This window comes from Streptomyces sp. NPDC005402, assembly GCF_040606575.1.
In the GTDB taxonomy this organism is placed as follows: domain Bacteria; phylum Actinomycetota; class Actinomycetes; order Streptomycetales; family Streptomycetaceae; genus Streptomyces.
In genome coordinates this window covers 17,167-38,077 of sequence record NZ_JBEXFB010000027.1, presented here as the reverse complement: position 1 = coordinate 38,077, position 20,911 = coordinate 17,167, and the positions used below count along the sequence as shown (strand labels likewise).

23 protein-coding genes are annotated in these 20,911 nt (G+C 71.2%); 10 read left to right on the top strand and 13 right to left on the bottom strand.

The annotated features are described in order from the left end of the window. Positions 1-6 precede the first annotated feature (6 nt). Both ABZT02_RS37665 and ABZT02_RS37660 read right to left on the bottom strand, forming a co-directional pair. Positions 7-897, bottom strand: coding sequence for a 2-hydroxy-3-oxopropionate reductase (locus ABZT02_RS37665; RefSeq protein ID WP_356025986.1), 891 nt, complete (start codon positions 895-897; stop codon positions 7-9). Positions 898-925: 28 nt separating this feature from the next. Next, positions 926-1,747 (bottom strand): TIM barrel protein, encoded by an 822-nt coding sequence (locus tag ABZT02_RS37660; RefSeq protein WP_356025984.1) that lies wholly within the window; start codon positions 1,745-1,747, stop codon positions 926-928. A 139-nt stretch (positions 1,748-1,886) separates the two neighbouring features. Between ABZT02_RS37660 and ABZT02_RS37655 the strand changes: the two genes are divergently transcribed. The 7 genes from ABZT02_RS37655 to ABZT02_RS37625 all read left to right on the top strand — a co-directional run bounded on the left by ABZT02_RS37655 (position 1,887) and on the right by ABZT02_RS37625 (position 7,524). Next, on the top strand, positions 1,887-2,138 hold the full coding sequence (locus tag ABZT02_RS37655) for a hypothetical protein (RefSeq protein ID WP_355746640.1): 252 nt from the start codon (positions 1,887-1,889) through the stop codon (positions 2,136-2,138). A 47-nt stretch (positions 2,139-2,185) separates the two neighbouring features. Next, on the top strand, positions 2,186-2,494 hold the full coding sequence (locus ABZT02_RS37650) for a helix-turn-helix domain-containing protein (protein ID WP_356026143.1): 309 nt from the start codon (positions 2,186-2,188) through the stop codon (positions 2,492-2,494). An 84-nt stretch (positions 2,495-2,578) separates the two neighbouring features. Then, entirely contained in the window at positions 2,579-3,088 is a 510-nt protein-coding gene (gene uraD / locus ABZT02_RS37645; RefSeq protein WP_356025981.1) for a 2-oxo-4-hydroxy-4-carboxy-5-ureidoimidazoline decarboxylase, read from the top strand. Between the two features lie 5 nt (positions 3,089-3,093). Continuing rightward, a complete protein-coding gene (gene uraH, locus ABZT02_RS37640) occupies positions 3,094-3,483 on the top strand; it encodes a hydroxyisourate hydrolase (RefSeq protein WP_356025978.1) in 390 nt (129 codons plus the stop codon). 4 nt (positions 3,484-3,487) lie between these two features. Further along, entirely contained in the window at positions 3,488-4,408 is a 921-nt protein-coding gene (gene pucL, locus ABZT02_RS37635) for a factor-independent urate hydroxylase (RefSeq protein WP_356025975.1), read from the top strand. 115 nt (positions 4,409-4,523) lie between these two features. Next, positions 4,524-5,903 (top strand): 8-oxoguanine deaminase, encoded by a 1,380-nt coding sequence (locus ABZT02_RS37630; RefSeq protein WP_356025973.1) that lies wholly within the window; start codon positions 4,524-4,526, stop codon positions 5,901-5,903. 256 nt (positions 5,904-6,159) lie between these two features. Next, on the top strand, positions 6,160-7,524 hold the full coding sequence (locus tag ABZT02_RS37625; RefSeq protein ID WP_356025971.1) for a nucleobase:cation symporter-2 family protein: 1,365 nt from the start codon (positions 6,160-6,162) through the stop codon (positions 7,522-7,524). On the opposite strand, the gene ABZT02_RS37620 is transcribed toward ABZT02_RS37625, so the two are convergent. Beyond that, the gene (locus tag ABZT02_RS37620; RefSeq protein WP_356026140.1) at positions 7,509-8,255 is read right to left on the bottom strand and encodes a chitosanase; all 747 of its coding nucleotides are present in this window, start codon (positions 8,253-8,255) and stop codon (positions 7,509-7,511) included. The two genes, ABZT02_RS37625 and ABZT02_RS37620, sit on opposite strands and share 16 nt — an antisense overlap. A gap of 71 nt (positions 8,256-8,326) precedes the next feature. After that, positions 8,327-9,127, bottom strand: a complete 801-nt coding sequence (locus ABZT02_RS37615; protein ID WP_356025968.1) for a helix-turn-helix domain-containing protein — start codon at positions 9,125-9,127, stop codon at positions 8,327-8,329. 87 nt (positions 9,128-9,214) lie between these two features. On the opposite strand from ABZT02_RS37615, the gene ABZT02_RS37610 reads away from it, so the two are divergent. After that, positions 9,215-10,084, top strand: coding sequence for an SDR family oxidoreductase (locus ABZT02_RS37610; protein ID WP_356026138.1), 870 nt, complete (start codon positions 9,215-9,217; stop codon positions 10,082-10,084). Between the two features lie 127 nt (positions 10,085-10,211). On the opposite strand, the gene ABZT02_RS37605 is transcribed toward ABZT02_RS37610, so the two are convergent. Next, on the bottom strand, positions 10,212-11,648 hold the full coding sequence (locus ABZT02_RS37605; RefSeq protein WP_356025966.1) for an MFS transporter: 1,437 nt from the start codon (positions 11,646-11,648) through the stop codon (positions 10,212-10,214). 110 nt (positions 11,649-11,758) lie between these two features. Between ABZT02_RS37605 and ABZT02_RS37600 the strand changes: the two genes are divergently transcribed. Continuing rightward, positions 11,759-12,154 carry a helix-turn-helix domain-containing protein gene (locus tag ABZT02_RS37600; RefSeq protein WP_356025963.1) on the top strand — a complete coding sequence of 132 codons (396 nt, stop codon included), beginning with the start codon at positions 11,759-11,761 and terminating at the stop codon, positions 12,152-12,154. Position 12,155: 1 nt separating this feature from the next. Here ABZT02_RS37600 and ABZT02_RS37595 read toward each other — a convergent pair whose 3' ends face one another. From ABZT02_RS37595 to ABZT02_RS37570, 6 genes are all read right to left on the bottom strand, one after another. Beyond that, positions 12,156-12,572: an acyl-CoA thioesterase gene (locus ABZT02_RS37595; RefSeq protein ID WP_356025960.1), complete on the bottom strand. Its 417-nt coding sequence runs from the start codon at positions 12,570-12,572 to the stop codon at positions 12,156-12,158. Positions 12,573-12,627: 55 nt separating this feature from the next. Next, positions 12,628-13,251 (bottom strand): hypothetical protein, encoded by a 624-nt coding sequence (locus ABZT02_RS37590; RefSeq protein WP_356025957.1) that lies wholly within the window; start codon positions 13,249-13,251, stop codon positions 12,628-12,630. Between the two features lie 70 nt (positions 13,252-13,321). Next, complete coding sequence (locus tag ABZT02_RS37585; protein WP_356025955.1) at positions 13,322-13,921, bottom strand: histidine phosphatase family protein; 600 nt, start codon at positions 13,919-13,921, stop codon at positions 13,322-13,324. A 106-nt stretch (positions 13,922-14,027) separates the two neighbouring features. Next, positions 14,028-14,420, bottom strand: a complete 393-nt coding sequence (locus ABZT02_RS37580) for a hypothetical protein (protein WP_356025952.1) — start codon at positions 14,418-14,420, stop codon at positions 14,028-14,030. A gap of 9 nt (positions 14,421-14,429) precedes the next feature. Continuing rightward, positions 14,430-16,739 carry a hypothetical protein gene (locus ABZT02_RS37575; RefSeq protein WP_356025950.1) on the bottom strand — a complete coding sequence of 770 codons (2,310 nt, stop codon included), beginning with the start codon at positions 16,737-16,739 and terminating at the stop codon, positions 14,430-14,432. A 103-nt stretch (positions 16,740-16,842) separates the two neighbouring features. Then, on the bottom strand, positions 16,843-18,051 hold the full coding sequence (locus tag ABZT02_RS37570) for a pyridoxal phosphate-dependent aminotransferase (protein ID WP_356025948.1): 1,209 nt from the start codon (positions 18,049-18,051) through the stop codon (positions 16,843-16,845). 87 nt (positions 18,052-18,138) lie between these two features. On the opposite strand from ABZT02_RS37570, the gene ABZT02_RS37565 reads away from it, so the two are divergent. Beyond that, positions 18,139-18,765, top strand: coding sequence for a winged helix-turn-helix transcriptional regulator (locus ABZT02_RS37565; protein WP_356025945.1), 627 nt, complete (start codon positions 18,139-18,141; stop codon positions 18,763-18,765). A gap of 44 nt (positions 18,766-18,809) precedes the next feature. On the opposite strand, the gene ABZT02_RS37560 is transcribed toward ABZT02_RS37565, so the two are convergent. After that, positions 18,810-19,625: a hypothetical protein gene (locus ABZT02_RS37560; RefSeq protein ID WP_356025943.1), complete on the bottom strand. Its 816-nt coding sequence runs from the start codon at positions 19,623-19,625 to the stop codon at positions 18,810-18,812. Then, on the bottom strand, positions 19,625-20,890 hold the full coding sequence (locus ABZT02_RS37555) for a VWA domain-containing protein (protein WP_356025941.1): 1,266 nt from the start codon (positions 20,888-20,890) through the stop codon (positions 19,625-19,627). Before ABZT02_RS37555 ends, ABZT02_RS37560 begins: the two co-directional genes overlap by 1 nt. Between the last annotated feature and the right edge of the window lie 21 nt (positions 20,891-20,911).

Genomic DNA, 20,911 nt, shown 5'->3' with positions numbered 1-20,911 from the left:
CTGGTGTCAGACCTTGGCGCCGGACAGCCGCTCCACGGCCCGCAGCAGCGCCGAGTGGTCCAGGCCGCCGTCGCCCTGCGCACGCAGACTGGCGACCAGCTGGGCGACCACGGCGCCGACCGGCAAGGCCGCGCCGACGTTGCGGGCGGCGTCGGTGACGATGCCCATGTCCTTGTGGTGCAGGTCGATCCGGAAGCCGGGCTTGAAGTCGCGCTGGAGGAAGTTGTCCTTCTTGCGGGTCAGAACCGTCGAGCCGGCGAGCCCGCCGCCCAGGACGTCCAGCGCGGCCTTCAGGTCCACACCCGACTTCTCCAGGAAGACCACGGCCTCGGCGCACGCCTGGATGTTCACGGCGACGATCAGCTGGTTCGCGGCCTTCACGGTCTGGCCCGAGCCGTGCGGACCGCACAGCACGATGGTTTTGCCGAGCGCGTCGAAGATCGGCGCTGCCTCGTCGAAGTCGGCCTGCTCACCGCCGACCATGATGGACAGCACGGCCTCGATCGCGCCGGCCTCACCGCCGGACACGGGCGCGTCCAGGACGCGGATGCCCTTGTCCTTCGCCGCCTTCGCCAGATCGACCGAGGTCTGCGGGGTGATCGAGGACATGTCGATCAGCAGGGCGCCGGAGCGGGCGTTGTCCAGGATGCCCTCGGGGCCGTACGCGATGGCCTCCACCTGCTGGGAGGCGGGCACCATCGTGATGATCACGTCGGCGTCCCGCACGGCCTCGGCGATCGAACCGGCCGCGGTGCCACCGGCGGCGGCCAGGCGCTCCAGCTTGTCCTGTTCGAGGGTGAAGCCGGTGACGTCGTAACCCGCCTTGACCAGGTTCTCGGACATGGGGGAGCCCATGATGCCGAGGCCTATCCAGGCGATCTTGGGAAGACTGCTCATGATGGGGTGTGCCTCTCAGTACGGGGGGTCAGCGGGACAGCCAGTCGAAGGCCTCGGCGCTCGGGCGGTCACCCGGCTTGTACTCGAGGCCGACCCAGCCGTCGTAGCCCGCCTTCTTCAGCTGGTCGAGGAGGTCTTCCAGGGGCAGCGAGCCGGTACCGGGCGCGCCGCGGCCCGGGTTGTCGGCGATCTGGACGTGCCCGGTCTTCGGGGCGAACTCCTCGATCACCGCCGGCAGGTCCTCGCCGTTCATGGACAGGTGGTAGAGGTCCATCAGGAAGCGCGCGTTGTCCAGGCCGGTCGCCTGGTTCACCTTGTCGACGATCCCCACCGCCGCGGGTGCGCTCACCAGCGGATACAGCGGGGACTCCGGCCCGTTGAGGGCCTCGATCAGGAGGATCGCGCCGATCCGGTCGGCCGCGCGGGCCGCGAGGACCAGGTTCTCCAGCGCGAGCGCGTCCTGCTCGGCCGGGTCCACGCCGTCGACGCGGTTGCCGTACAGGGCGTTGAGCGCCTTGGCGCCCAGTGATCCGGCGAAGTCGGCGGCCACGTCGATGTTGGCGCGGAACCGTTCCGACTCCTCGCCCGGGATCGACAGGGCGCCGCGGTCGGGGCCCGGCAGCCGTCCGGCGTAGAAGTTCAGGCCCGTGAGCTGGACGCCCGCGTCCTCGATCGCCTTCTTCAGGGCATCGAGCTCGGACCGCTCGGGGGTGGGGGTGTCGATCCAGGGCCACCACAGCTCGACCGCGGTGAAGCCGGCCGCGGCGGCCGCCGCGGGGCGCTCCAGGAGCGGGAGTTCCGTGAAGAGGATCGACAGGTTGACGTTGAAGCGCTGCTCCGTGAATCCCATGGGGTCCTGGCGCTCCCTTCCATGGCGAGTGTTTCCGTGATGCGGAAGTTAGTTTCTGCTTATTGGAAGATTGCCGCCGGGTCGAAGGCGTTGTCAAGAGGGCCCGCCGGAAATCGGCACCGCGGGTTAGGTTGTGCGCGTGCGATTGCGAGTGGAGTTCACGACCGAGCCGTTCGACCTCGACGAGGCCCCGGCGCACGCGCTCGTGGCCCGCGAGGTCATCGAGGCGGCCGAACTGGACGCGGTGGACGTCGGCCCGTTCGGCAACACGGCGGAAGGCGGCGCCGACGAGGTGCTCGCCGCCGTGGACGCCCTGCTGCGCAGGACCCTGGCCTCCGGCGCCACCCGGATCTCCCTCCAGGTCAACGTGGTCGGGGAGGCCGGCGCGTGAGCACCGACGAGCCGTTCATCGCGGCGGTCAAGCCGCTGGTCGACGCCATGGGCGGCGAGCTGCTCCCGCCGGACGAGGCCGGCCCCGAGGATGTCGTGCTCTCCTGGGAGGGTGCCGACGTGGTCGCCGTACGACTGCCGCAGCTCGCCGACTCCCTCGATCACATCCTTGCCGCCATGGAGCGCAAGCAGGGCAAGCCGCTCGCCGACCTGGACCGCAAGGCCAAGCAGGAGGTCGTACGCATATTGGAGGCGCGCGGCGCCTTCTCCGTACGGCACGGCGTGGAGACCGTGGCGAGCGCCCTCGGGGTGAGCCGCTTCACGGTCTACAACTACCTGAACCGGGACAAAGCGTAGGCAGCGAACCCCGGCGGGTTTCGTAACCCCGAATTTTCAACAAAGTGTTGACGCGATGTCGCGTGGGGGCGTTAGCTGACTCCCGTGACTTCGACTTCCACGTCCCCCGGCCTGGCCCGGTTCAACGTCCTGGAGGAGCACGCGGCCCACGCGGTCCTCCTCGAGGTGTGCGCCTCGACGGCGTGGGCTCGGCGTCTGCTCGCCGCCCGCCCCTACGCGACCGCGGAGGACCTGTACGCCACCAGCGACGCCGCCATGGCCGAGCTGACCGCCGACGACCTCGCCGAGGCGATGGCCGGCCACCCGCCGATCGGCCGCCCCAGGCCCGGCGACCCGGCCTCGGCCCGTGAGCAGCGCGGCATGGCGGGCGCCTCCGAGGAGCTGAAGGCGCAGATGCTGGAACTGAACCTGGCGTACCAGGAGAGGTTCGGTCATGTCTTCCTGATCTGCGCGACCGGTCGCACCGGCGAGCAGATGCGCGACGCGGTCGAGGAGCGGATCGGCAACTCGCCGGAGCGGGAACGCGAGATCGTCCGCACCGAGCTGGGCAAGATCAACCGTATCCGGCTCGCCCGCATCGCCGAAGAGGACTGAGCGACATGAGCACCAGCACCACCGCATCCGTGTCCACGCACATCCTGGACACCAGCATCGGCCGCCCCGCCGGGGGCGTCGCCGTCCAGCTCGCGGCCCGCAGCGGCCGGGACGCCGCATGGCAGGCGCTCGGCGGCAGCGCGACCGACGCGGACGGGCGGTGCAAGGACCTGCCGGCGCTGCCGGAGGAAACCACCCACGTACGGCTCGACTTCGCGGTGGAGCCGTATTTCGAGAAGAAGCAAGCCGATGCGCAGCAGGACGCCCCCGCGAATCGGGACAGCGGTCCGTTCTTTCCGGAGGTGGCGATCACCTTCGCCGTGAAGCCCGGCGAGCACTACCACGTACCGCTGCTGCTCAACCCGTTCGGCTACTCCGTTTACCGAGGGAGCTAGCTAAATGACTGTCAATTCCCGCCCTGCCCACCCTGTGATCCTCGGACAGAACCAGTACGGCAAGGCCGAGAACCGAGTCGTCAGGATCACGCGGGACGGCGCCACCCATCACATCAAGGACCTCAACGTCTCGGTGTCCCTGAGCGGCGACATGGACGAGGTCCACTACTCCGGCTCCAACGCCAACGTACTGCCGACCGACACCACCAAGCACACGGTGTTCGCGTTCGCCAAGGAGCACGGCATCGAGTCCGCCGAGCAGTTCGGCATCCACCTCGCCCGGCACTTCGTGACCTCGCAGGAGCCGATCAGGACCGCGCGGATACGCATCGAGGAGTACGCCTGGGAGCGGATCGAGGCGGCCGGCGAGGAGGAGCACTCCTTCGTCCGGCAGGGCCAGGAGACCCGCCTGACCCAGGTCACGTACGACGGCTCGTCCTGGGAGGTCGTCTCCGGGCTCAAGGACCTGACCGTCATGAACTCGACCAACTCCGAGTTCTGGGGCTACGTCAAGGACAAGTACACGACCCTGCCCGAGGCGTACGACCGCATCCTGGCCACCGAGGTCTCCGCCCGCTGGCGCTTCAACTGGTCCGACGACCAGCAGCAGGCGCCGGACTGGGAGACCTCCTACGAGCAGGTGAAGAAGCACATGCTCCAGGCCTTCGCCGAGACGTACTCGCTCTCCCTCCAGCAGACCCTGTACCAGATGGGCTCACGGATCATCGAGAACCGCGACGAGATCGACGAGGTCCGCTTCTCGCTTCCCAACAAGCACCATTTCCTGGTGGACCTGGAGCCGTTCGGCCTCAAGAACGACAACGAGGTGTACCTCGCCGCCGACCGGCCCTACGGACTGATCGAGGCGACCGTCCTGCGGGACGGCGTCGAGCCGAGGATCCCGGTGGACCTCACCAACCTCTAGCAACTCCGTCGCGGCACCCGTGGCCGGGCAGGGCCCTGGAAGGGCTCTCCGGCCGCGGCACTCAAACTCCCGGGGTCCTGCCGTGCCCTCTCCACCACAGCGCAAAGGACGAACCATGGCAGCAGACCGGCGCATCGTCATCGAGAACTGTTCGATCGCGACCGTGGACGCGCACGACACCGAGCACCCCAGCGGGCACGTCGTCATCGCCGGCAACCGCATCGAGTCGCTCGGCGCGGGCAAGGCCCCCGAGGGCCTGGAGAACGTCGACCGCCGGATCGACGCCACCGGCCACCTCGTGACCCCCGGCCTGGTCAACACCCACCACCACTACTACCAGTGGATCACCCGGGGCCTCGCCACCGACCACAACCTGTTCAACTGGCTCGTCGCCCTGTACCCGACCTGGGCGCGGATCGACGAGCAGATGGTCTACGCGGCCGCCCAGGGCTCCCTGGCGATGATGGCCCGCGGCGGCGTCACCACCGCCATGGACCACCACTACGTCTTCCCCGCCGGTTCCGGCGACCTGTCCGGCGCGATCATCCGCGCCGCCCGCGAGACGGGCGTCCGCTTCACCCTCGCCCGCGGCTCCATGGACCGCAGCGAGAAGGACGGCGGACTGCCCCCGGACTTCGCCGTCGAGACCCTGGAGGGCGCCCTCGCCGCGACCGAGGCGACCGTCAAGGAGCACCACGACTCCTCCTTCGGCGCCATGACGCAGGTCGCCGTCGCCCCCTGCTCGCCCTTCTCCGTCTCCACCGAACTCCTGCGGGAAGGCGCCGAGTTGGCCCGCCGTCTCGGCGTACGGCTGCACACCCACGGCTCGGAGACCGTCGAGGAGGAGCAGTTCTGCAAGGAACTGTTCGGCATGGGCCCCACCGACTACTTCGAGTCCACCGGCTGGCTCGGCGAGGACGTGTGGATGGCGCACTGCGTCCACATGAACGACTCCGACATCGCCGCCTTCGCCCGTACGAAGACGGGCGTGGCCCACTGTCCCTCGTCCAACGCCCGTCTGGCCGCGGGTATCGCGCGGGTTCCGGACATGCTGGCGGCCGGCGTCCCGGTCGGCCTCGGCGTCGACGGTACGGCGTCCAACGAGTCCGGCGAACTCCACACCGAGCTGCGCAACGCCCTGCTCATCAACCGCCTGGGAGCGCACAGGGAAGCGGCCTTGAACGCCCGGCAGGCCCTGCGGCTGGGCACGTACGGCGGCGCCCAGGTCCTGGGACGCGCGGCCGAGACCGGCTCCCTGGAGGCGGGCAAGCTCGCCGACCTGGTGCTGTGGAAGCTCGACACCCTCGCTCACGCCTCGATCGCCGACCCGGTGACCGCGCTGGTCTTCGGCGCGGCCGCGCCCGTCACGGCCTCCTTTGTGAATGGCCGTCAGATCGTTGAGAACGGCCGCCTGTTGCACGTCGACGAGGACGCCGTCGCGCGCTCCACGCGGGAACAGGCGCAGCGCCTGGCGCGAATCGCCGCGCAGGGCTGACCACTTCGCACGAGCGCTGCACCAGGTCGCTTCACCACACCACCGCACAAGAGCTCCGGTCGGGAGGGACGGCTCCCGGCCGGCGGCCGTGGACCCCGGTTCCGGGTTCCACGGCGGCCGTGCCCGGGGCGCGTGTTGGACGCACGCGCCCCGGAACGGTCTCCGTTCCCGGTCCCGCACGACCACTCGCACCACCTCCATGAAACCCACGGCACCGCTTCTCGGCAGCCGTGTAACCGCCCGGAGGCGAGCCGCAGTGTCAGTCCACCCCGTCGACGAAAAGCTCCCCGCCCTGAAGATGGCGACCACCGGCCTCCAGCACGTGGCCGCCATGTACGCCGGAGTCGTCGCCCCGCCCCTGATCGTCGGCGCCGCCATCGGTCTTTCCCCCGCCGACCTCACCTTCCTCACCGGCGCCTGCCTGTTCACCGCGGGCCTCGCGACCTTCCTGCAGACCCTCGGCATCTGGAAGATCGGCGCCCGGCTGCCCTTCGTCAACGGCGTCACCTTCGCCGGCGTCGCCCCCATGACCGCGGTCGTCGCCTCCACGGACGACAAGTCCGACGCCCTGCCGGTCATCTTCGGCGCGGTGATCGTCGCCGGACTCCTCGGCTTCCTCGCCGCGCCCTTCTTCAGCAAGGCGATCCGCTTCTTCCCGCCGGTCGTCACCGGGACCGTCATCACCCTGATAGGCGTCTCGCTCCTGCCGGTCGCCTTCGGCTGGGCACAGGGCCCCGACCCCGCGGCGCGGGACTACGGCTCCACGACCAACCTGGGCCTGGCCGCGGGAACGCTCGTGATCGTGCTTCTCCTACGCCGGTTCACGCGCGGCTTCGTCAAGCAGGTCGCCGTGCTGCTCGGCCTGGTGGCCGGCACGCTCCTCGCGATCCCCTTCGGCGCCACGGACTTCGGACCCGTCACCGACGCGGCCGTCGTCGGCTTCCCGACCCCCTTCCACTTCGGCGCCCCGCAGTTCCAGCTCGCCGCGATCCTCTCGCTGTGCGTGGTGATGGTGGTCTCGATGACCGAATCGACCGCGGACATGCTGGCGTTGGGCGAGATCGTCGAGCGCCCGGCCGACGAGCGGACCATCGCCGCGGGTCTGCGCGCCGACACCCTCGGCTCGGCGATCAGCCCCCTCTTCAACGGCTTCATGTGCAGCGCCTTCGCCCAGAACATCGGGCTCGTGGCGATGACGAGGATCCGCAGCCGCTACGTCGTCGCCACCGGCGGCGCCTTCCTGGTGCTGATGGGCCTGTGCCCCATGGCCGCCTCGCTGATCGCCGTCGTCCCGCGCCCGGTGCTCGGCGGCGCCGGAGTGGTCCTGTTCGGCTCGGTGGCCGCCAGCGGCATCCAGACCCTGGTCAAGGCGGGCCTCGACAAGGACAACAACGTCCTGATCGTCGCCGTCTCGCTCGCCGTCGGCATCATCCCGATCACCGCGCCGGAGTTCTACCACGCCTTCCCCGAGACCGCGAAGATCGTCCTGGACTCGGGGATCTCGACCGGCTGCGTCGCCGCGGTGGCGCTGAACCTGGTCTTCAACCACCTTGGCCGGGGCGGGGACGCCCAGGACGTCACCCACCCCATGGAGGCCGTCCCTGCTCAGCCGATCTCGTAACCGTCCCCGTACACCTTCCACTTGAGCGGTGTGTCCAGGTCGAGATTGCCCTGCTCCAAGAAGACCCGCTGGGCCGTCTCGACCCGGCTCACGTCACTGTGCGCCGCCTCCTGCCTCATCGCCCACACCCGGGCGTCCAGGAAGGCGTGCAGGTAGGCGACCTCACCGCCGCCGTCGGCCGGGGTGTCCGCGTTCTCGCGGGCCCGGTCACGGATGCCGCCGAAGCTCAGGGCGTCGGTGCCGGGCCCGTGCATGACCATCGCGTCGTAGTGGACGAACTGCCCGAGCGTGCCCAGGCCGTCCTTCTTGGCGCGGGCGACCGCCGGGTCGAAGTAGCCGCGGTCCCGTTCGTCGCGCTGCGCCCGGCGGAACGCGGAGGTCTTCGCCGCCGCCCGCCAGGCCGAAGGGAAGCCCGGATCGAGGCCGTCGTGCGAGTCGGTGCCGTCCACCGCGCGCAGGGCGGGCAGATACGGGGCCAGGGGATTGTCGGAGACCCGCCGCGTGTAGAGCTCGACGAGCGCCAGCAGGTCGCTCGTACCGGAGCAGAAACCGATGATGCCGGCGGTGTAGCCGCGGCCGTCCCCGATGTCCTCGATGTACGCGTACTGCGCCTCCCAGTCCAGCGAGGAGTTCTCCGCGCTGGACACCAGCCGCATCGCGAGGTCCTTCTTGACCGGGTTGTCGAGCCCGGTCGGGTCCGGGGCCTCGGCGGAGAGCCACTGGGTGCTCAACGCCCCGGATCCGAGGGTGGCGAGTAGGATGCGGCGGGCGGCGGTTCTGGGCAGGTCACTGTGGAATCGGGTCACTGTTTGTCGACCACCTGGCAGGAGCGGGGAGCGGGAAGCCGCCCGGTGAAGTAGGAGCGCGGCGGGACGCCCATCAGGGTGCGGAAGTCGGACGTCATGTGGGACTGGTCGTAGTAGCCGGTGACGGCGGCCAGTTCGGCCGAGCCCAGCTCGGTGGCGTGGGCGAGCACGGCGCGGACCCTGTCGATGCGGGCGTAGTGCTTGGGCGAGAGACCGACTCCCTCGCTGAAGAGGTTGCGCAACTGGCGCTCGCTGACGGCCAGTTCACGGGCGACTTCCCTGACCTGACCGGGTATGTGGCCCGAGCGCAGGGACAGTGCGGCGACGGCGGCCCGCAGCAGCTCGGTCCGTGTCCCGCGGGCCGGGGTGGGCAGCCGGTCCGGAAGGACGCCCGCGAGCCGGGCGACCACCTCCTCGGGCTCCAGCCACCTGAGCTCGTACGCCAGTTGCCGCGCGGTCCGGCCCGGCAGCGCGCCCAGCGGGACGATCCGGCCGACCATGTCGACGGCCGGCACGCCGAGCAGGGGCCGGACGGTTCCCGGCGCCAGCCGGACCTCCGTGCAGGACACCTGCCGCTTGCCCGCGTGGTACGTGGCCCGGACGCGGGGCCCGGAGACCAGCAGGGTGGGCCGGCCCTGCGCCTGACTGCGGACGATCACCTTGGTCGTGGGATCCGGCAGCTGGACGAACGGCACCCGCGGATCCGCCTCGTCGACGGCCAGCGTCTTGATCCCGGCGATCCACGGACGCAGCTCGTCGGGGGTGCGCAGAGCCCGCCCGGAAACGGAGTTGGTCACGCCTCCACGGTAAGCGCGGGGCCGGGGGGTTCGGCCGCGCGAAACGTGCCGGAATTTCCTATCGTCCGGGCCGGTGCGGGGCCCACGGTGGTGGTCATGATCCTTGTGACGGGTGCCACCGGCACCATCGGAAGTGATGTCGTACGACGGCTCGTGGCCCACGGGGAGAAGGTGCGCGCACTCACGCGGGACCCGGGGAGGGCCCAGCTGCCGCCGGGCGTGGAGGCGGCCCGAGGGCACCATCGCGACCTCGATTCCGTGGCGTCTGCCATGACGGGCGCCGACACCGCCTTCCTCGTCGGCGTCTTCGGCCCGGACGACGCCGACAGCGACCGGGGGATGGTGGAGGCCGCGCGGGCGGCGGGGGTACGACGCGTGGTGAAGCTTTCCGCGATCAGTGCGGGGGATCCCAGGACGGGCCTGGGCGGCATCGCACATGGACGCGGCGAGGAGGCGGTCCGGGAGAGCGGCCTCGAGTGGGTGATCCTGCGGCCCTCGGCCTTCGCGTCGAACACGGTGAGCTGGGCGGGGGCGCTCCGCTCGGGTGAGCCGGTGCCGAACATGCTGGGCTCGGGCCGGCAGGGGGTCGTGGACCCGCGGGATGTCGCCGAGATCGCGGTCGCGGCGCTGATCGGTCCGGGGCACTCGGGGCGGACGTACACCCTGACCGGCCCGGACACGCTCAGCCCCCAGGGCCAGGCGGCCGTGCTGGGCGAGGTGCTCGGCCGCCGGGTGGAACTCCGTGACCTGACCCCGCCCGAGACGCGTGAGCGGCTGGTCGCCTTCGGCTGGAGCGAGGAGTCGGCGGAGGGCATGCTGCGGAGCATCCGTTTCGTGGAGGAGGGCGGGAACGCGGTGGTCACGCCGGATGTGAGGGAGGTACTGGGGCGCCCGGCGCGGACGTACAGGGAGTGGGCGCAGGACCACAAGGGGGCGTTCAGCGGGGGCGGAGGCTGACGGTCGCATCTTGGCCGCGGGCCGGTGGGGGCGGAGCGCGCAGTTCTCCGCGCCCCCCGGTGGGTGCGGTCACGGCGTGGGTCCGCGCAGCCGCGAGACGGCACGGCGTGGCACATCCGCAGGCCCTTCAGCCCCGCGTGCCGGCCCGCGGCCGCAGTACCACCGCGGCCAGTACGAGAGCCCCCGTCGCGATCCCCGCCCCCACCCGGAACGCCAACTGGTACCCCTGTGCCGTTGCCGCGACCAGTTCCGTCCCGCTCTCCAGCAACCCCTGCGTCCGGCTCGCCGCCAACACTGACAGCACCGCCAGCCCCAGCGAACCTCCCACCACCTGCGTGGTGTTGAACAACCCGGACGCCAGCCCGGCGTCCTCCTCGCGAGCCCCCGACATGGCGAGCCCGGTCAGCGCGGGCATCGCGGCGGCGAACCCGGCGGCGAGCAGAAGCAGCACCGGAAGGACGTCGACCAGGTACGAGCCGTCGGCAGGCGCACGGCTCAGCAGCGCCATCCCGGCCACGATGAGAACGAGCCCCGCCAGCAGTACCCGGTACGGTCCGAACCGCCCGATGGTCCGTGCCGACAGCCCCAGCATCAGCACCCCGATCGCGATCGGCGCCGGCAGGAACGCCGTGCCCGTGAGCAACTCGCCGAACCCGAGGACGCGTTGGACGTACAGCGCGCCGAGGAACTGGAAGCCGTACATCGTGGCGATCATCAGGATCTGCACGACGTTCGCGCCGGAGAGCAGCCGGGATCCGAACAGCCGCAGCCGCAGCAGCGGGCGGGCGGCACGCGCCTGGCGCAGGATGAACCCCGTGAACAGGGCGGCAGCGGCCAGGGCCAGGAGAAGGGTGGTGAGCGGCGCGCGGTCGCCGGATCCGACGATCACGTACACCGTCAGCATCAGCGCCCCCGTCACCAGCGCGGCCCCCGGATAGTCCGCACCCCGGCCCAGGCCCTCCCCGTCCTCCGCGTCGAGCACCCGGACCGCCGCCAGCAGGGCGACGATCCCGATCGGCAGGTTGATCAGGAAAATCCAGTGCCAGTTCAGTGCCTGCGTCAGCGCCCCGCCGAGGAAGGTGCCCAGCGCCCCGCCCGCCGCACCCACCGCGCTGAACACCGCGATCGCCCGGGCCTGTTCACGTGGCTCGGGGAACAGCGCGACCAGCATGCCGAGTACCACCGCCGAGGTCATCGCCCCGCCCACGCCCTGCAGGGCACGCGCCGCGATCAGCACGCCCTGGCTGGTGGCCACCCCGCACAGCACGGACGCCGCCGTGAACACGGCCAGCCCCGCCGCGAACATCCGCTTGCGGCCGACCAGGTCGCCGAGCCGGCCCACCAGCAACAGCAGGCCGCCGAACGGGATCAGATAGGCGTTGACCACCCAGGCGAGACCGGGCCCCGAGAAGCCGAGGTCGCTCTGGATGGCCGGCATGGCGACCGTGACGATGTTGCCGTCCAGGATCGTCATGAGCGTTCCCGCGCACAGGACGACCAGGGCTGTCCAGCGGGAGTAGGTTCGGTGCAGTGTTCGCGTCGGGGTCTCGACAACGGCCGTCATGGCGGCGGGCCTCCGCATTCTCCGTGGGTTCCGGCACCTGGCTTTGGTGCACGACTTGTAACGGGGAACATCGTCAGTGACCATGGAGAGCGGCGTAAGGAGGCAGTTGGATGTCCCAGAGGAACACCGGTGTAACCGTCCAGGTCGTGAACGCGCACGCGTGCCCGGTGCGGGAAGTTCTTGACAGGGTCTCCGGGAAATGGAGCGTCCAGATCCTCGTCGCGGCCGCCCACGGGCCCATCCGCTTCACCGAGTTGGAGCGCAGCATCGAGGGCATCAGCCGCCGCATGCTGACCCTGACCCTGCGCAACCTGGAGCGCGACGGCCTCGTCACCCGCACCGTGTACGCCACGGTGCCGCCCAGGGTCGAGTACGAACTCACCCCGGTCGCCCGCGAGTTGCACGAGACCCTGCAACGCCTGACCGACTGGGCCGAGCGCAACAGGGTCTACATCGCCGAGGCGCGGGCCACCTACGACGCCGAGCGGGAACCCGAGCCGGCCTGAGCTACAGCAGGCTCGGGTCCGTGGCCAGGCCCTTGAGCACCTCGCCCGCGTTCGCGACCAGGCGCCGCTCCTGGAGGTCCATCAGCCCGCCGACCGCGGTGATCTCGGCGGCCACCGTGCCGTCCTTCTTGCGGATCGTCTGCCGTATTCGGAACGTCTTTCCCTCGCCCCACTCGAATCCGCAGGTCACCTCCACCTCGTCGCCCGCCAGCAGCTCGCGCAGGTAGCGGATGGTGGTCTCCAGTGCCACCGGGCCCACCCCGCTGCCGATGAGCTCGGCCTGGGTGATCCCGGCGGCCCTGAGCAGCGACCAGCGGGCGTGCTCCGCGTAGTTGAGGTACACGCTCTGGTTGAGATGGCCCTGCACGTCCGTCTCGTACCCGCGGACGGTCACCGGCACGGAAAACGGCTCGCTCACGTCAATCCCCTCTCACACCACGGCAGTTGCTGGACCCGATCCTGACACGTGCCCCCTACACCCGGCGCGGCGAGGCCAGCAGGTACCGGGCCCTGGTCCGCGGCTGCGTGTACTCGCCGACCTGCCAGCCGGCCCCCTCCAGGGTGATCGCGCAGGTCCGCAGTGCCTCGCCGTCCGGCGCGTGCACCGCCACGGCCTCGGGCTGCGGGGTCGCGCGCACCCGGTAGCCGGGCGAGCCCCCCGCTTCGGGCGCGTGCCCGGCCGCCTCCAGCGCCAGCGCGGCCGCCTGTACCAGGTGGGCGCGCTCCCAGCCGCAGGGCCGGTCCGTGGCGCCGTCGGGGTTGGTCATCCGGCGCAGCTCCAGCAGCCCCTGCCAGGCGCTGTGCACCTCACGCACCCGGGCCGGACCGGTGTCCGCGGCCTCCTGCGTGCCGCCGATGTGCGCGGCGAACACACCGGTGGCCGGTTCGGTGGCCGGTTCGGGCTCCTTCTCGACCGTCTCCCGGACGCGGTGCCCGGCCGGTGTCAGGAAGTGATCGTGCGGCGGCCGCGGATGCCGGAAGGCCAGCCCGCGCTTCACCAGCGCGTCCAGCTGCGCCTCGCTGCCCCGCAGCCGCCCGGTGACGGGATCGGCGGCGTCGATGACACGCCGCTGCGCGGCGGTGGGCGGTCGCGTCACGGCGTGCTCCTTCCACGGAAGGGGCCCGTACGACGGCCGTACGGATCACCGACCCCGTCCGCTTCGAAGGCTACGACGAGGGTCTGACATTCCACCCGGCGATCACCGGCCGCCCGTGCTCGGTCCCCAGTCGGCAGACCGTCCCCGTGGCCAGCTGGAACAGCGCCCCGGCCGACGGGGGCAGGCCGAGCCGGCGGGCGGTGAGCACGCGCAGGAAATGGCCGTGCGCCACCAGCACCACGCACCCCTCGGTGTTCGCGTGCGCCGCGTCCACCTTGGCCAGCACGCGGTCGGCCCGTTCGCCGACCTGCTCCGGGCTCTCCCCGGGGTGGTCGGGCGGGCCAGGAGTTACCCCGTCCGTGAACAGGAACCAGCCCGGCTGCTCGCGCTGGATCTCGACGGTGGTGACGCCCTCGTAGCCGCCGTAGTCCCACTCGCGCAGATCGACGTCGACCCGCGGGTCGTGCAGCCCGATGAGTTCCGCGGTCTCCCGGGCCCGCTGGAGAGGGCTGACGAAGGCGGCGCCGATGCGGTGGGAGCGGATCAGCGGAACCAGGAGGCGCGCCTCCTCCCGGCCGCGCTCGGTCAGCGGTACGTCCGTCCAGCCGGTGTGCCGCCCGGACCGCGACCACTCGGTCTCCCCGTGCCGGACCAGAAAGAGATCACCCATGCGCGCAGCCTTCCCGCTCGCCTCCCAGCACCGTGCCACACGGCTCCCGGGCCCCGCAGGACGGACTGGGCCGGACGGTCGCCCCCTGACTCCCGGTCCCTGCCTCTCAGAGCCCCGGCAGGCCCTGTACCGACTGAGCGAGTTGCCCCACCGCGACCACGAGCGGTGTCACCGGCTGTACGAACTCGTTGAGGCGGTCGAGGGCCCGGCGCAGGACCGTCGGCTGCGGTTCGGCCTCGTCGAGTTCCTCGCGCAGTCGGCGCAGCTCCCTGCTGCTCGCGTCGGGATCGGCGAGCGCCGCCCGGTGCTCCTCCAGCAACCGCTCCACGTACGCGAGGAGTTCGGCGGTGCGCTCGGCGTCCTGCGGCGGGAAGGAGACCGAACCGGAGAACGCCTGGGCGCGGTGCCCCACGGCCTGGTTGCCGACGTAGTGGGTGCCGCCGCTGATCATGAGGCCGTTGTTGACCGGAGGGTCCTGTCGTCCGTCGTCGCCCGTCATGAGGACCTCCTACTTGCCGGAGCCGGCGGCGGGCGCGGCCGCGCCGGACTGCTGCGGGACGTGCTGGTGGGCGGTCGCGCCCGTGCCGATCGCCTGGTTGCCGATGATGCTCGTGCCGCCCTGCTGGATGAGGCCCTGGTTGAGAATGGTCTGCTGCTGGGCGCGGAAGTCGGTGATGTCGTAGCCGCGCGTGTCGAGGAACTCGCGGATCATGGCGAGGGTGTGGCGCTCCACCAGGGACGTGATTCGCGCGGCGTCCACGACCTGGAAGTAGTTCTGGTAGTTCGGGCTCATCGCCAGCTCCCGGACGCTGAGGCGGGCGCCGAAGTCGTAGCCCGGGTCCTGCTCCAGGGCCTTCAGCTCGTCGACCATGCGTCTGCTGTGCCGTTCCTCGAAGCGGGCCTGCCGCAGCGCCCGGGACGGGGCGGCGAAGAAGGCCCTGCCGGTGCCGGGGACGGCGTCCAGCAGCAGCCCCCGCCGTGCGGCGGGGGAGAGGGGGCCGCGCAGCCGGTCCACGACGTGGTAGTCGGCTCTCACCGGGCCGAGCACGTGGTTGCTGCAGTGCAGGTGGAGCGTTCCGCCCTCGGTCGAGAAGTGCAGGAACACCGTCGGCACCACGTCCCCGCCCCACAGCGGCACATGGATCGCCAGACAGTGCCGGACGGCACCGGTCGGACGCTCCATGATCCGCTCGACCTGGTCGGCCGACAGCCGGGCGACCGGGGCGAGGCTCGTGGCCCGGATGAACCGCTCGTCGTCACCGACGGCCGTGCCGCTCGCGAAGACCCGGTCCTCCACGACGAGGGAGCCGAGGGCAGCCTCACCGTCCGCCGCCGCGTCGACCACGCCACGTGTGGCGGCCGCCCGCAACCGCGCGCGTGCGTGGTCGACGAGTTCGGTGACGGTGAACGGCTCCGGCCCGGCGGGCCGCGAAACCCTTCCGGCGGGATTCTCGGCGGGCAGCAGCGGCACGGCGATCGACCACTGCGAGGCGGCCGACGCATAGCCGAGGAAGGGCGTGTACCCGCTGTACACCGTGACGTTCCCGTCCTGCGCCTCCCGGATGGCCCTGAGCCGCTGAGCCATCCACTTGCGCGGCGGCACGCTGGGGCGGGGCTGCCGGGAGAACGCCTCGCGGGTCATGGTCGTGCGCAGCAGCCGGTCGACGGCGAGATCATGGCGGACGACCGTCATGTACGCGAGCGCCATCGCCGTGACGGACACCAGCGCGGCCGGCACCCCGGCCAGGTAGGACCCCAGCAGCCAGCTCACGAACGCGGGGGTGGGCAGCGACGAGAGGGCGACACCGAAGCAGAACGCGAGGAGCACCGCGATGCCCGCCGCGACGGCCGTGCCCACCAACACCCTGCCCTCGGGCTGGTGCCGGCCGCGGGTGGCCAGGCTGGGCCGCCCGCCCGCCTGCCGGGTGATCGACAGGAACAGCGAGACGAACAGCAGCCACAGCGGCGCGAACACGGCCACGAGGGCGAACGCGCCGGTCAGCCGCTGATCGCGGCGGTGCCGCATCTCCTGTGCCGTCAGACAGTGCCGTACGACCGTCACCAGGTCGACGTCGGGCGAGGGGGCCACCGCGCCGGCCTCGTCGGCCAGGACTCCCTCCACCACCCGGTCGGCGAATCCTTCGTCCACGTAGGCGGCGGCGCACAGATACCGGGTGACGTCACCCGACGCGCTCCCGACCGGCATGTGGACCGGCGCGGTCGTCATGCCGAGCCCTCCCTCTCTCCAGCGGCGCAGCGGCGCCGTCACGGCGCCCACCGAGCCCTTGACTGTTCCCGGCAGACCGGCGATCAGGATGGCGAGCAGCGTGCCGACCGCGAGGCCGAAGAGGAGAGCGCCGCGCAGCAGGTCCTTCGCCAGCGTGTCGGCCGGCGCGAGCGGCACGTCGTCGGCGAACGCCTCGTGCATGCCCCACCACGCCAGGTTGGCCAGCGCCGACGCCAGCACACCCGCGGCGAGGCAGCGGAGCGGGCCCCGCGCCCGCCCGGCCGACAGCCGCTTGGCGAAGAACGCGAGCCCCGCGAGCAGGACCAGAACGGCGAGGTCGTTCACGACCAGCGAGGACGTGCCGCCGTAGCGTTCGGCGGACACCTCCCAGCGGGGCAGGAACGCGGCCTCCACCAGCCAGCGCAGGACCTTGTCGTCGGACAGCTCCACGTAGAACTTCTTGACGTAGTAGTCCGAGAGCGGCCGCTGCACCCACGGGCTGCCCGCGAGGACCACGAGCAGGGTCAGCAGTGTGAGGCGGCCCCGTAAGGCCGAGGGCGTGCCCGACGCACGCCGACGAGACAAGAACATCTGGGGTTCCCCCATCCCCCGATCCCCCCGGCCCCCGGGATCAGTGGCCGCACTCTATGACATCCCCGCTCTCGCCGACCGTGAATCCCGCCAACATCACGAGCTACTGCCGGTACCCGCTCAGGAACCGCCCGATCCGCCCGATCGCCGCCTCCAGATCCTGCGCGTGAGGCAGCGTCAGGATGCGGAAGTGGTCCGGGGTCGGCCAGTTGAAGCCGGTGCCCTGGACGACCTGGATCTTCTCGCGCAGCAGCAGGTCCAGGACGAACTTCTCGTCGTCGTGGATCTTGTGGACCTTGGGATCGAGTCGCGGGAAGGCGTAGAGCGAGCCCTTCGGCTTCACACACGTCACACCGGGGATCTCGTTGAGCTTCTCCCAGGCCACGGCGCGCTGTTCGTGCAACCGGCCGCCCGGCGCGGTCAGTTCGTGGATGGACTGGCGGCCGCCGAGCGCGGCCTGGATGGCGTACTGCGCGGGCGCGTTGGCGCACAGCCGCATGGAGGCCAGCATGGTCAGGCCCTCCAGGTAGCTCCTGGCGTGCTGCCTGGGCCCGGTGATCACCAGCCAGCCCGAGCGGAAGCCCGCCACCCGGTACGTCTTCGACAGGCCGCAGAAGGTCAGGACGACCAGGTCGGGGGCGAGCGCGGCGACCGAGTGGTGCACGGCGTCGTCGTACAGGATCCGGTCGTAGATCTCGTCGGCGAAGACCATCAGGCCGTGCCGGCGGGCGAGGTCGAGGATGCCCTCGATGATCTCCTTCGGGTACACCGCGCCGGTGGGGTTGTTCGGGTTGATGATGACGACGGCCTTGGTGCGGTCGGTGATCTTCGAGGCCATGTCGTCCAGGTCCGGGTACCAGTCGGCCTGTTCGTCGCAGAGGTAGTGGACCGCCTTGCCACCGGCGAGGGTCGTGACGGCCGTCCAGAGGGGGAAGTCGGGGGCGGGGATGAGGATCTCGTCGCCGTCCTCGACGAGAGCCTGTACGGCCATCGAGATCAGTTCGGAGATGCCGTTGCCGAGGAAGACGTCGTCGACGTCGACCTCCAGGCCCAGGGTCTGGTAGCGCTGGGCGACCGCGCGGCGGGCGGAGAGGACGCCCCGGGAGTCCGTGTAGCCGTGCGCCTGCGGGAGCATCCGGATCATGTCCTGGAGGATCTCCTCGGGCGCCTCGAAGCCGAACAGCGCGGGGTTGCCGGTGTTGAGGCGCAGCACGCTGTGGCCCGCCTCCTCCAGTGCGTCGGCGTGCTCGATCACCGGGCCGCGGATCTCGTAACAGACCTCGCTGAGCTTGCTCGACTGCCGGAACTCCATGCGCTGCTGCCTCTCCGGTTTCCTGTGTTGCTTGGTTTTACCAAGCAGGAGCTTGGAAAGTCCAACAACTTGTCTAGACTGCGTCGCATGTCACCTCGCCGAAGCTACGACCAGTACTGTTCCGCGGCCCGTGCCCTCGACGTCGTGGGCGACCGCTGGACCCTGCTGATCGTCCGGGAACTGCTGGCCGGTCCGCGCCGCTACACGGACCTGCACGCCGACCTGCCCGGCGTGAGCACGGACGTACTCGCCTCACGGCTGAAGGACATGGAGCGCGACGGCCTGACCACGCGACGCCGGCTGCCCCCGCCGGGCGCGGCCTACGTGTACGAACTCACCGAGCGTGGACGGGAGTTGCTGCCGGTGCTCCAGGCCCTCGGTGCCTGGGGCGGGCCCGAACTCGGCGAACGGCGGCCCACCGACGCCGTCCGCGCGCACTGGTTCGCGCTGCCGCTCCTGCGCTCGCTGACGGGGGAGGGGCTGGTCGAAGTGCGGTTGGAGGAGGGGGACTTCCATGTGTACGTCGGCGCGCAGGAAGGTCCCGCGTACGGCGACGGGCCGGCCCCCGGGGAGCCCGACGCCCGGCTCGTCCTGGACGTCGAGACCTGCGGGGCCCTGAGCCGGGGGGAGTTGAGCCTGCCGGACGCGGTGCGGGACGGGCGGGTCGAGGTGACCGGGGACGGCACGATCGCCAAGATGCTGCGGGAGGCATGAGAAAGGCCCGCCGTACCTGAGCACGGCGGGCCTTCGACGGAGCGTCAGGCGCTCGGCGGCACCCGGTGCGGCCGTCCCGGCCCGCGCGTCAGCGCGTACCCGCCGACACCCGCCAGCGCGGCGAGCGCACCTCCGATCGCGGTCCACACCCACCGGTCGGACCACCAGCCGGAGGACCAGCCGTCCTCGGGCTCGATGGCGGACAGGACGGCGGAGGAGTCCTCCGAACCGTCCTTCTCCGCCTGGGACTTCACCGCGATGCCCGGCACCAGCGGTTCGGCCAGCGAACCGTCCACCGCGGCGGCACCGCCGATGTCCTTGGAGTCGACCCGTACCTCGGTGCTCACCGGGAGACCCAGGTCGGCCGTGGTGAGACCGACGGCCGTCAGGCGGACGTAGTACGTGCCCGGCAGCGGGTCGTTGGCCCAGGTCTCGGACCAGGCGCGGACCGTGCGCAGCGTGCAGGCCAGCTCCACCGAGGAGGCGCCCCCGGCGGCGGCGGTACGGGTCTGCGCGCCGTACTGGCACGACTGGCGGCGGCGCAGGCCGTCGTACACGTCGATCTGCCAGGTCTGCGCGGCCTGGGTCTCGGGCAGCTTCACCGTCGCCTTCACGGTGGGGCGCTGGCCGGCGTCCGCGGGGAACGACCAGTACAGGTAGTCGCCCGTGGAGCCGCTCGCCGTGGCCGTCTGCCCCTGCTCGACCTCGGTCGCCGTACGGAAGGACGTGCCCGCCTGGGTGGGCGCGTCACCGTCCGCCGAGGCCGAACCCGTGGGCGTCGGCGAGGAGTCGGCCGCGGCCGGTGCGACGGCCAGCCCGAGCATCAGCAGGGAAGCGCTGAACGCGCGTGTGATCCGCATCAGTTGGTCCTCCAGACCGCGACCCGCCAGCGTGACAGCCAACCCCACAGCAGGCCGGCGACGAAGCCGGCCAGGATCAGCGCGCCGAGCAGCCACCAGCCGCGACCGAGGCCGAAGGAGGCCACGTCGCTCGCCTTCGACGGCCCGTCCACGATGTCGACGGTCAGTTCGAGAGGCAGACCCGGAGTGGTCTTCACCCCGGAGGCCGCAGAGAAGGAGTTGGTGACCTGGAGGCACACGGTCTCGGCCGGGGCGTCCTCGTCGTCGCTCTCCGCCTTCGGGTACCTGAGCCCCGTGGAGAGCACGTCCGTACGGCCGTTGCCCGCGCCCTCGCCGCGCACGATCTCGCGCCCGTGCACGGTGACCGCCCGCAGCAGCACCCCGTACGAGGGGTTAACGGCCCGGTCGGCGCCGACGCTCACCGAGGCCCGCAGCTCCTGGCCCGGGTCGACGTCCACCCGGTACCACCGCTGCTGGGTGAACTCCTCGCGGTCGGTGTACAGCCCGGACTTCAGCGTGGGTGCCGTGGCACAGGAGCCGGCACCCTCGGTGGCCACCGGCGTCACCACCGGGTCGGCCGCGCGGTCCACCAACTGGTTGACCTTGTCGGTGAGTTCGTCGGCGTGCTCGACGGAGGTGTAGGTACCGCCGGTCGCCTCCGCGATGCAGCTCAGCTGCTGCCGCATCTTCGTGTTCGGGACCAGACCGAGGGTGTCGATGGTCAGCCCGATGCCCTTCGCGGCGATCTCACGGGCCACCTCGCACGGGTCGAGCGGGGCGCAGGTGTCCTCACCGTCGCTGATCAGCACGATCCGCTTGGAGGAGGCGCTGTCGGTGAAGTCGCCGGCGGACTTCAGCAGTGCGGGGCCGATCGGGGTCCAGCCGGTGGGCGAGAGGGTCGCCACCTGCGTCTTGGCCTCGGTGCGGTCCAGGGTGCTGACCGGGTAGAGCTGCGCGGTGTCCTTGCAGCCCGTCTTCTGGTTGTCGCCCGGGTAGTTGGCGCCGAGGGTCCGGATGCCGAGCTGGACCTCTTCGGGCGTCGCGTCCAGCACCTCGTTGAAGGCCCGCTTCGCCGCCGCCATCCGGGTGCCGCCGTCGATGTCCGCCGTCCGCATCGAGCCGCTCACGTCGAGGACGAGATCGACCTGCGGCGCGGTGCCGCTCGTGGGTTCACCGGCGACCGCCGCGACCGGGAAGACGATCCCGGCCGTCAGGGCGGCGAGCAGGGCGCACACTCCTGCCGCCGGCCGTTTTCTTGTGATCATCGCCGGATCCTATTGATCAGG

Excerpts from the sequence above, each read along its gene's own strand:
- ABZT02_RS37605 (WP_356025966.1), bottom strand. The coding sequence starts at position 11,648 with ATGACGGCCGTTGTCGAGACCCCGACGCGAACACTGCACCGAACCTAC.
- ABZT02_RS37565 (WP_356025945.1), top strand. The coding sequence starts at position 18,139 with ATGTCACCTCGCCGAAGCTACGACCAGTACTGTTCCGCGGCCCGTGCC.
- uraH (WP_356025978.1), top strand. The coding sequence starts at position 3,094 with ATGAGCACCAGCACCACCGCATCCGTGTCCACGCACATCCTGGACACC.
- ABZT02_RS37570 (WP_356025948.1), bottom strand. The coding sequence starts at position 18,051 with ATGGAGTTCCGGCAGTCGAGCAAGCTCAGCGAGGTCTGTTACGAGATC.
- ABZT02_RS37585 (WP_356025955.1), bottom strand. The coding sequence starts at position 13,921 with ATGGGTGATCTCTTTCTGGTCCGGCACGGGGAGACCGAGTGGTCGCGG.
- ABZT02_RS37560 (WP_356025943.1), bottom strand. The coding sequence starts at position 19,625 with ATGCGGATCACACGCGCGTTCAGCGCTTCCCTGCTGATGCTCGGGCTG.
- ABZT02_RS37600 (WP_356025963.1), top strand. The coding sequence starts at position 11,759 with ATGTCCCAGAGGAACACCGGTGTAACCGTCCAGGTCGTGAACGCGCAC.
- ABZT02_RS37660 (WP_356025984.1), bottom strand. The coding sequence starts at position 1,747 with ATGGGATTCACGGAGCAGCGCTTCAACGTCAACCTGTCGATCCTCTTC.
- ABZT02_RS37630 (WP_356025973.1), top strand. The coding sequence starts at position 4,524 with ATGGCAGCAGACCGGCGCATCGTCATCGAGAACTGTTCGATCGCGACC.
- ABZT02_RS37665 (WP_356025986.1), bottom strand. The coding sequence starts at position 897 with ATGAGCAGTCTTCCCAAGATCGCCTGGATAGGCCTCGGCATCATGGGC.
- ABZT02_RS37575 (WP_356025950.1), bottom strand. The coding sequence starts at position 16,739 with ATGTTCTTGTCTCGTCGGCGTGCGTCGGGCACGCCCTCGGCCTTACGG.
- ABZT02_RS37650 (WP_356026143.1), top strand. The coding sequence starts at position 2,186 with ATGGGCGGCGAGCTGCTCCCGCCGGACGAGGCCGGCCCCGAGGATGTC.
- pucL (WP_356025975.1), top strand. The coding sequence starts at position 3,488 with ATGACTGTCAATTCCCGCCCTGCCCACCCTGTGATCCTCGGACAGAAC.
- ABZT02_RS37580 (WP_356025952.1), bottom strand. The coding sequence starts at position 14,420 with ATGACGGGCGACGACGGACGACAGGACCCTCCGGTCAACAACGGCCTC.
- ABZT02_RS37555 (WP_356025941.1), bottom strand. The coding sequence starts at position 20,890 with ATGATCACAAGAAAACGGCCGGCGGCAGGAGTGTGCGCCCTGCTCGCC.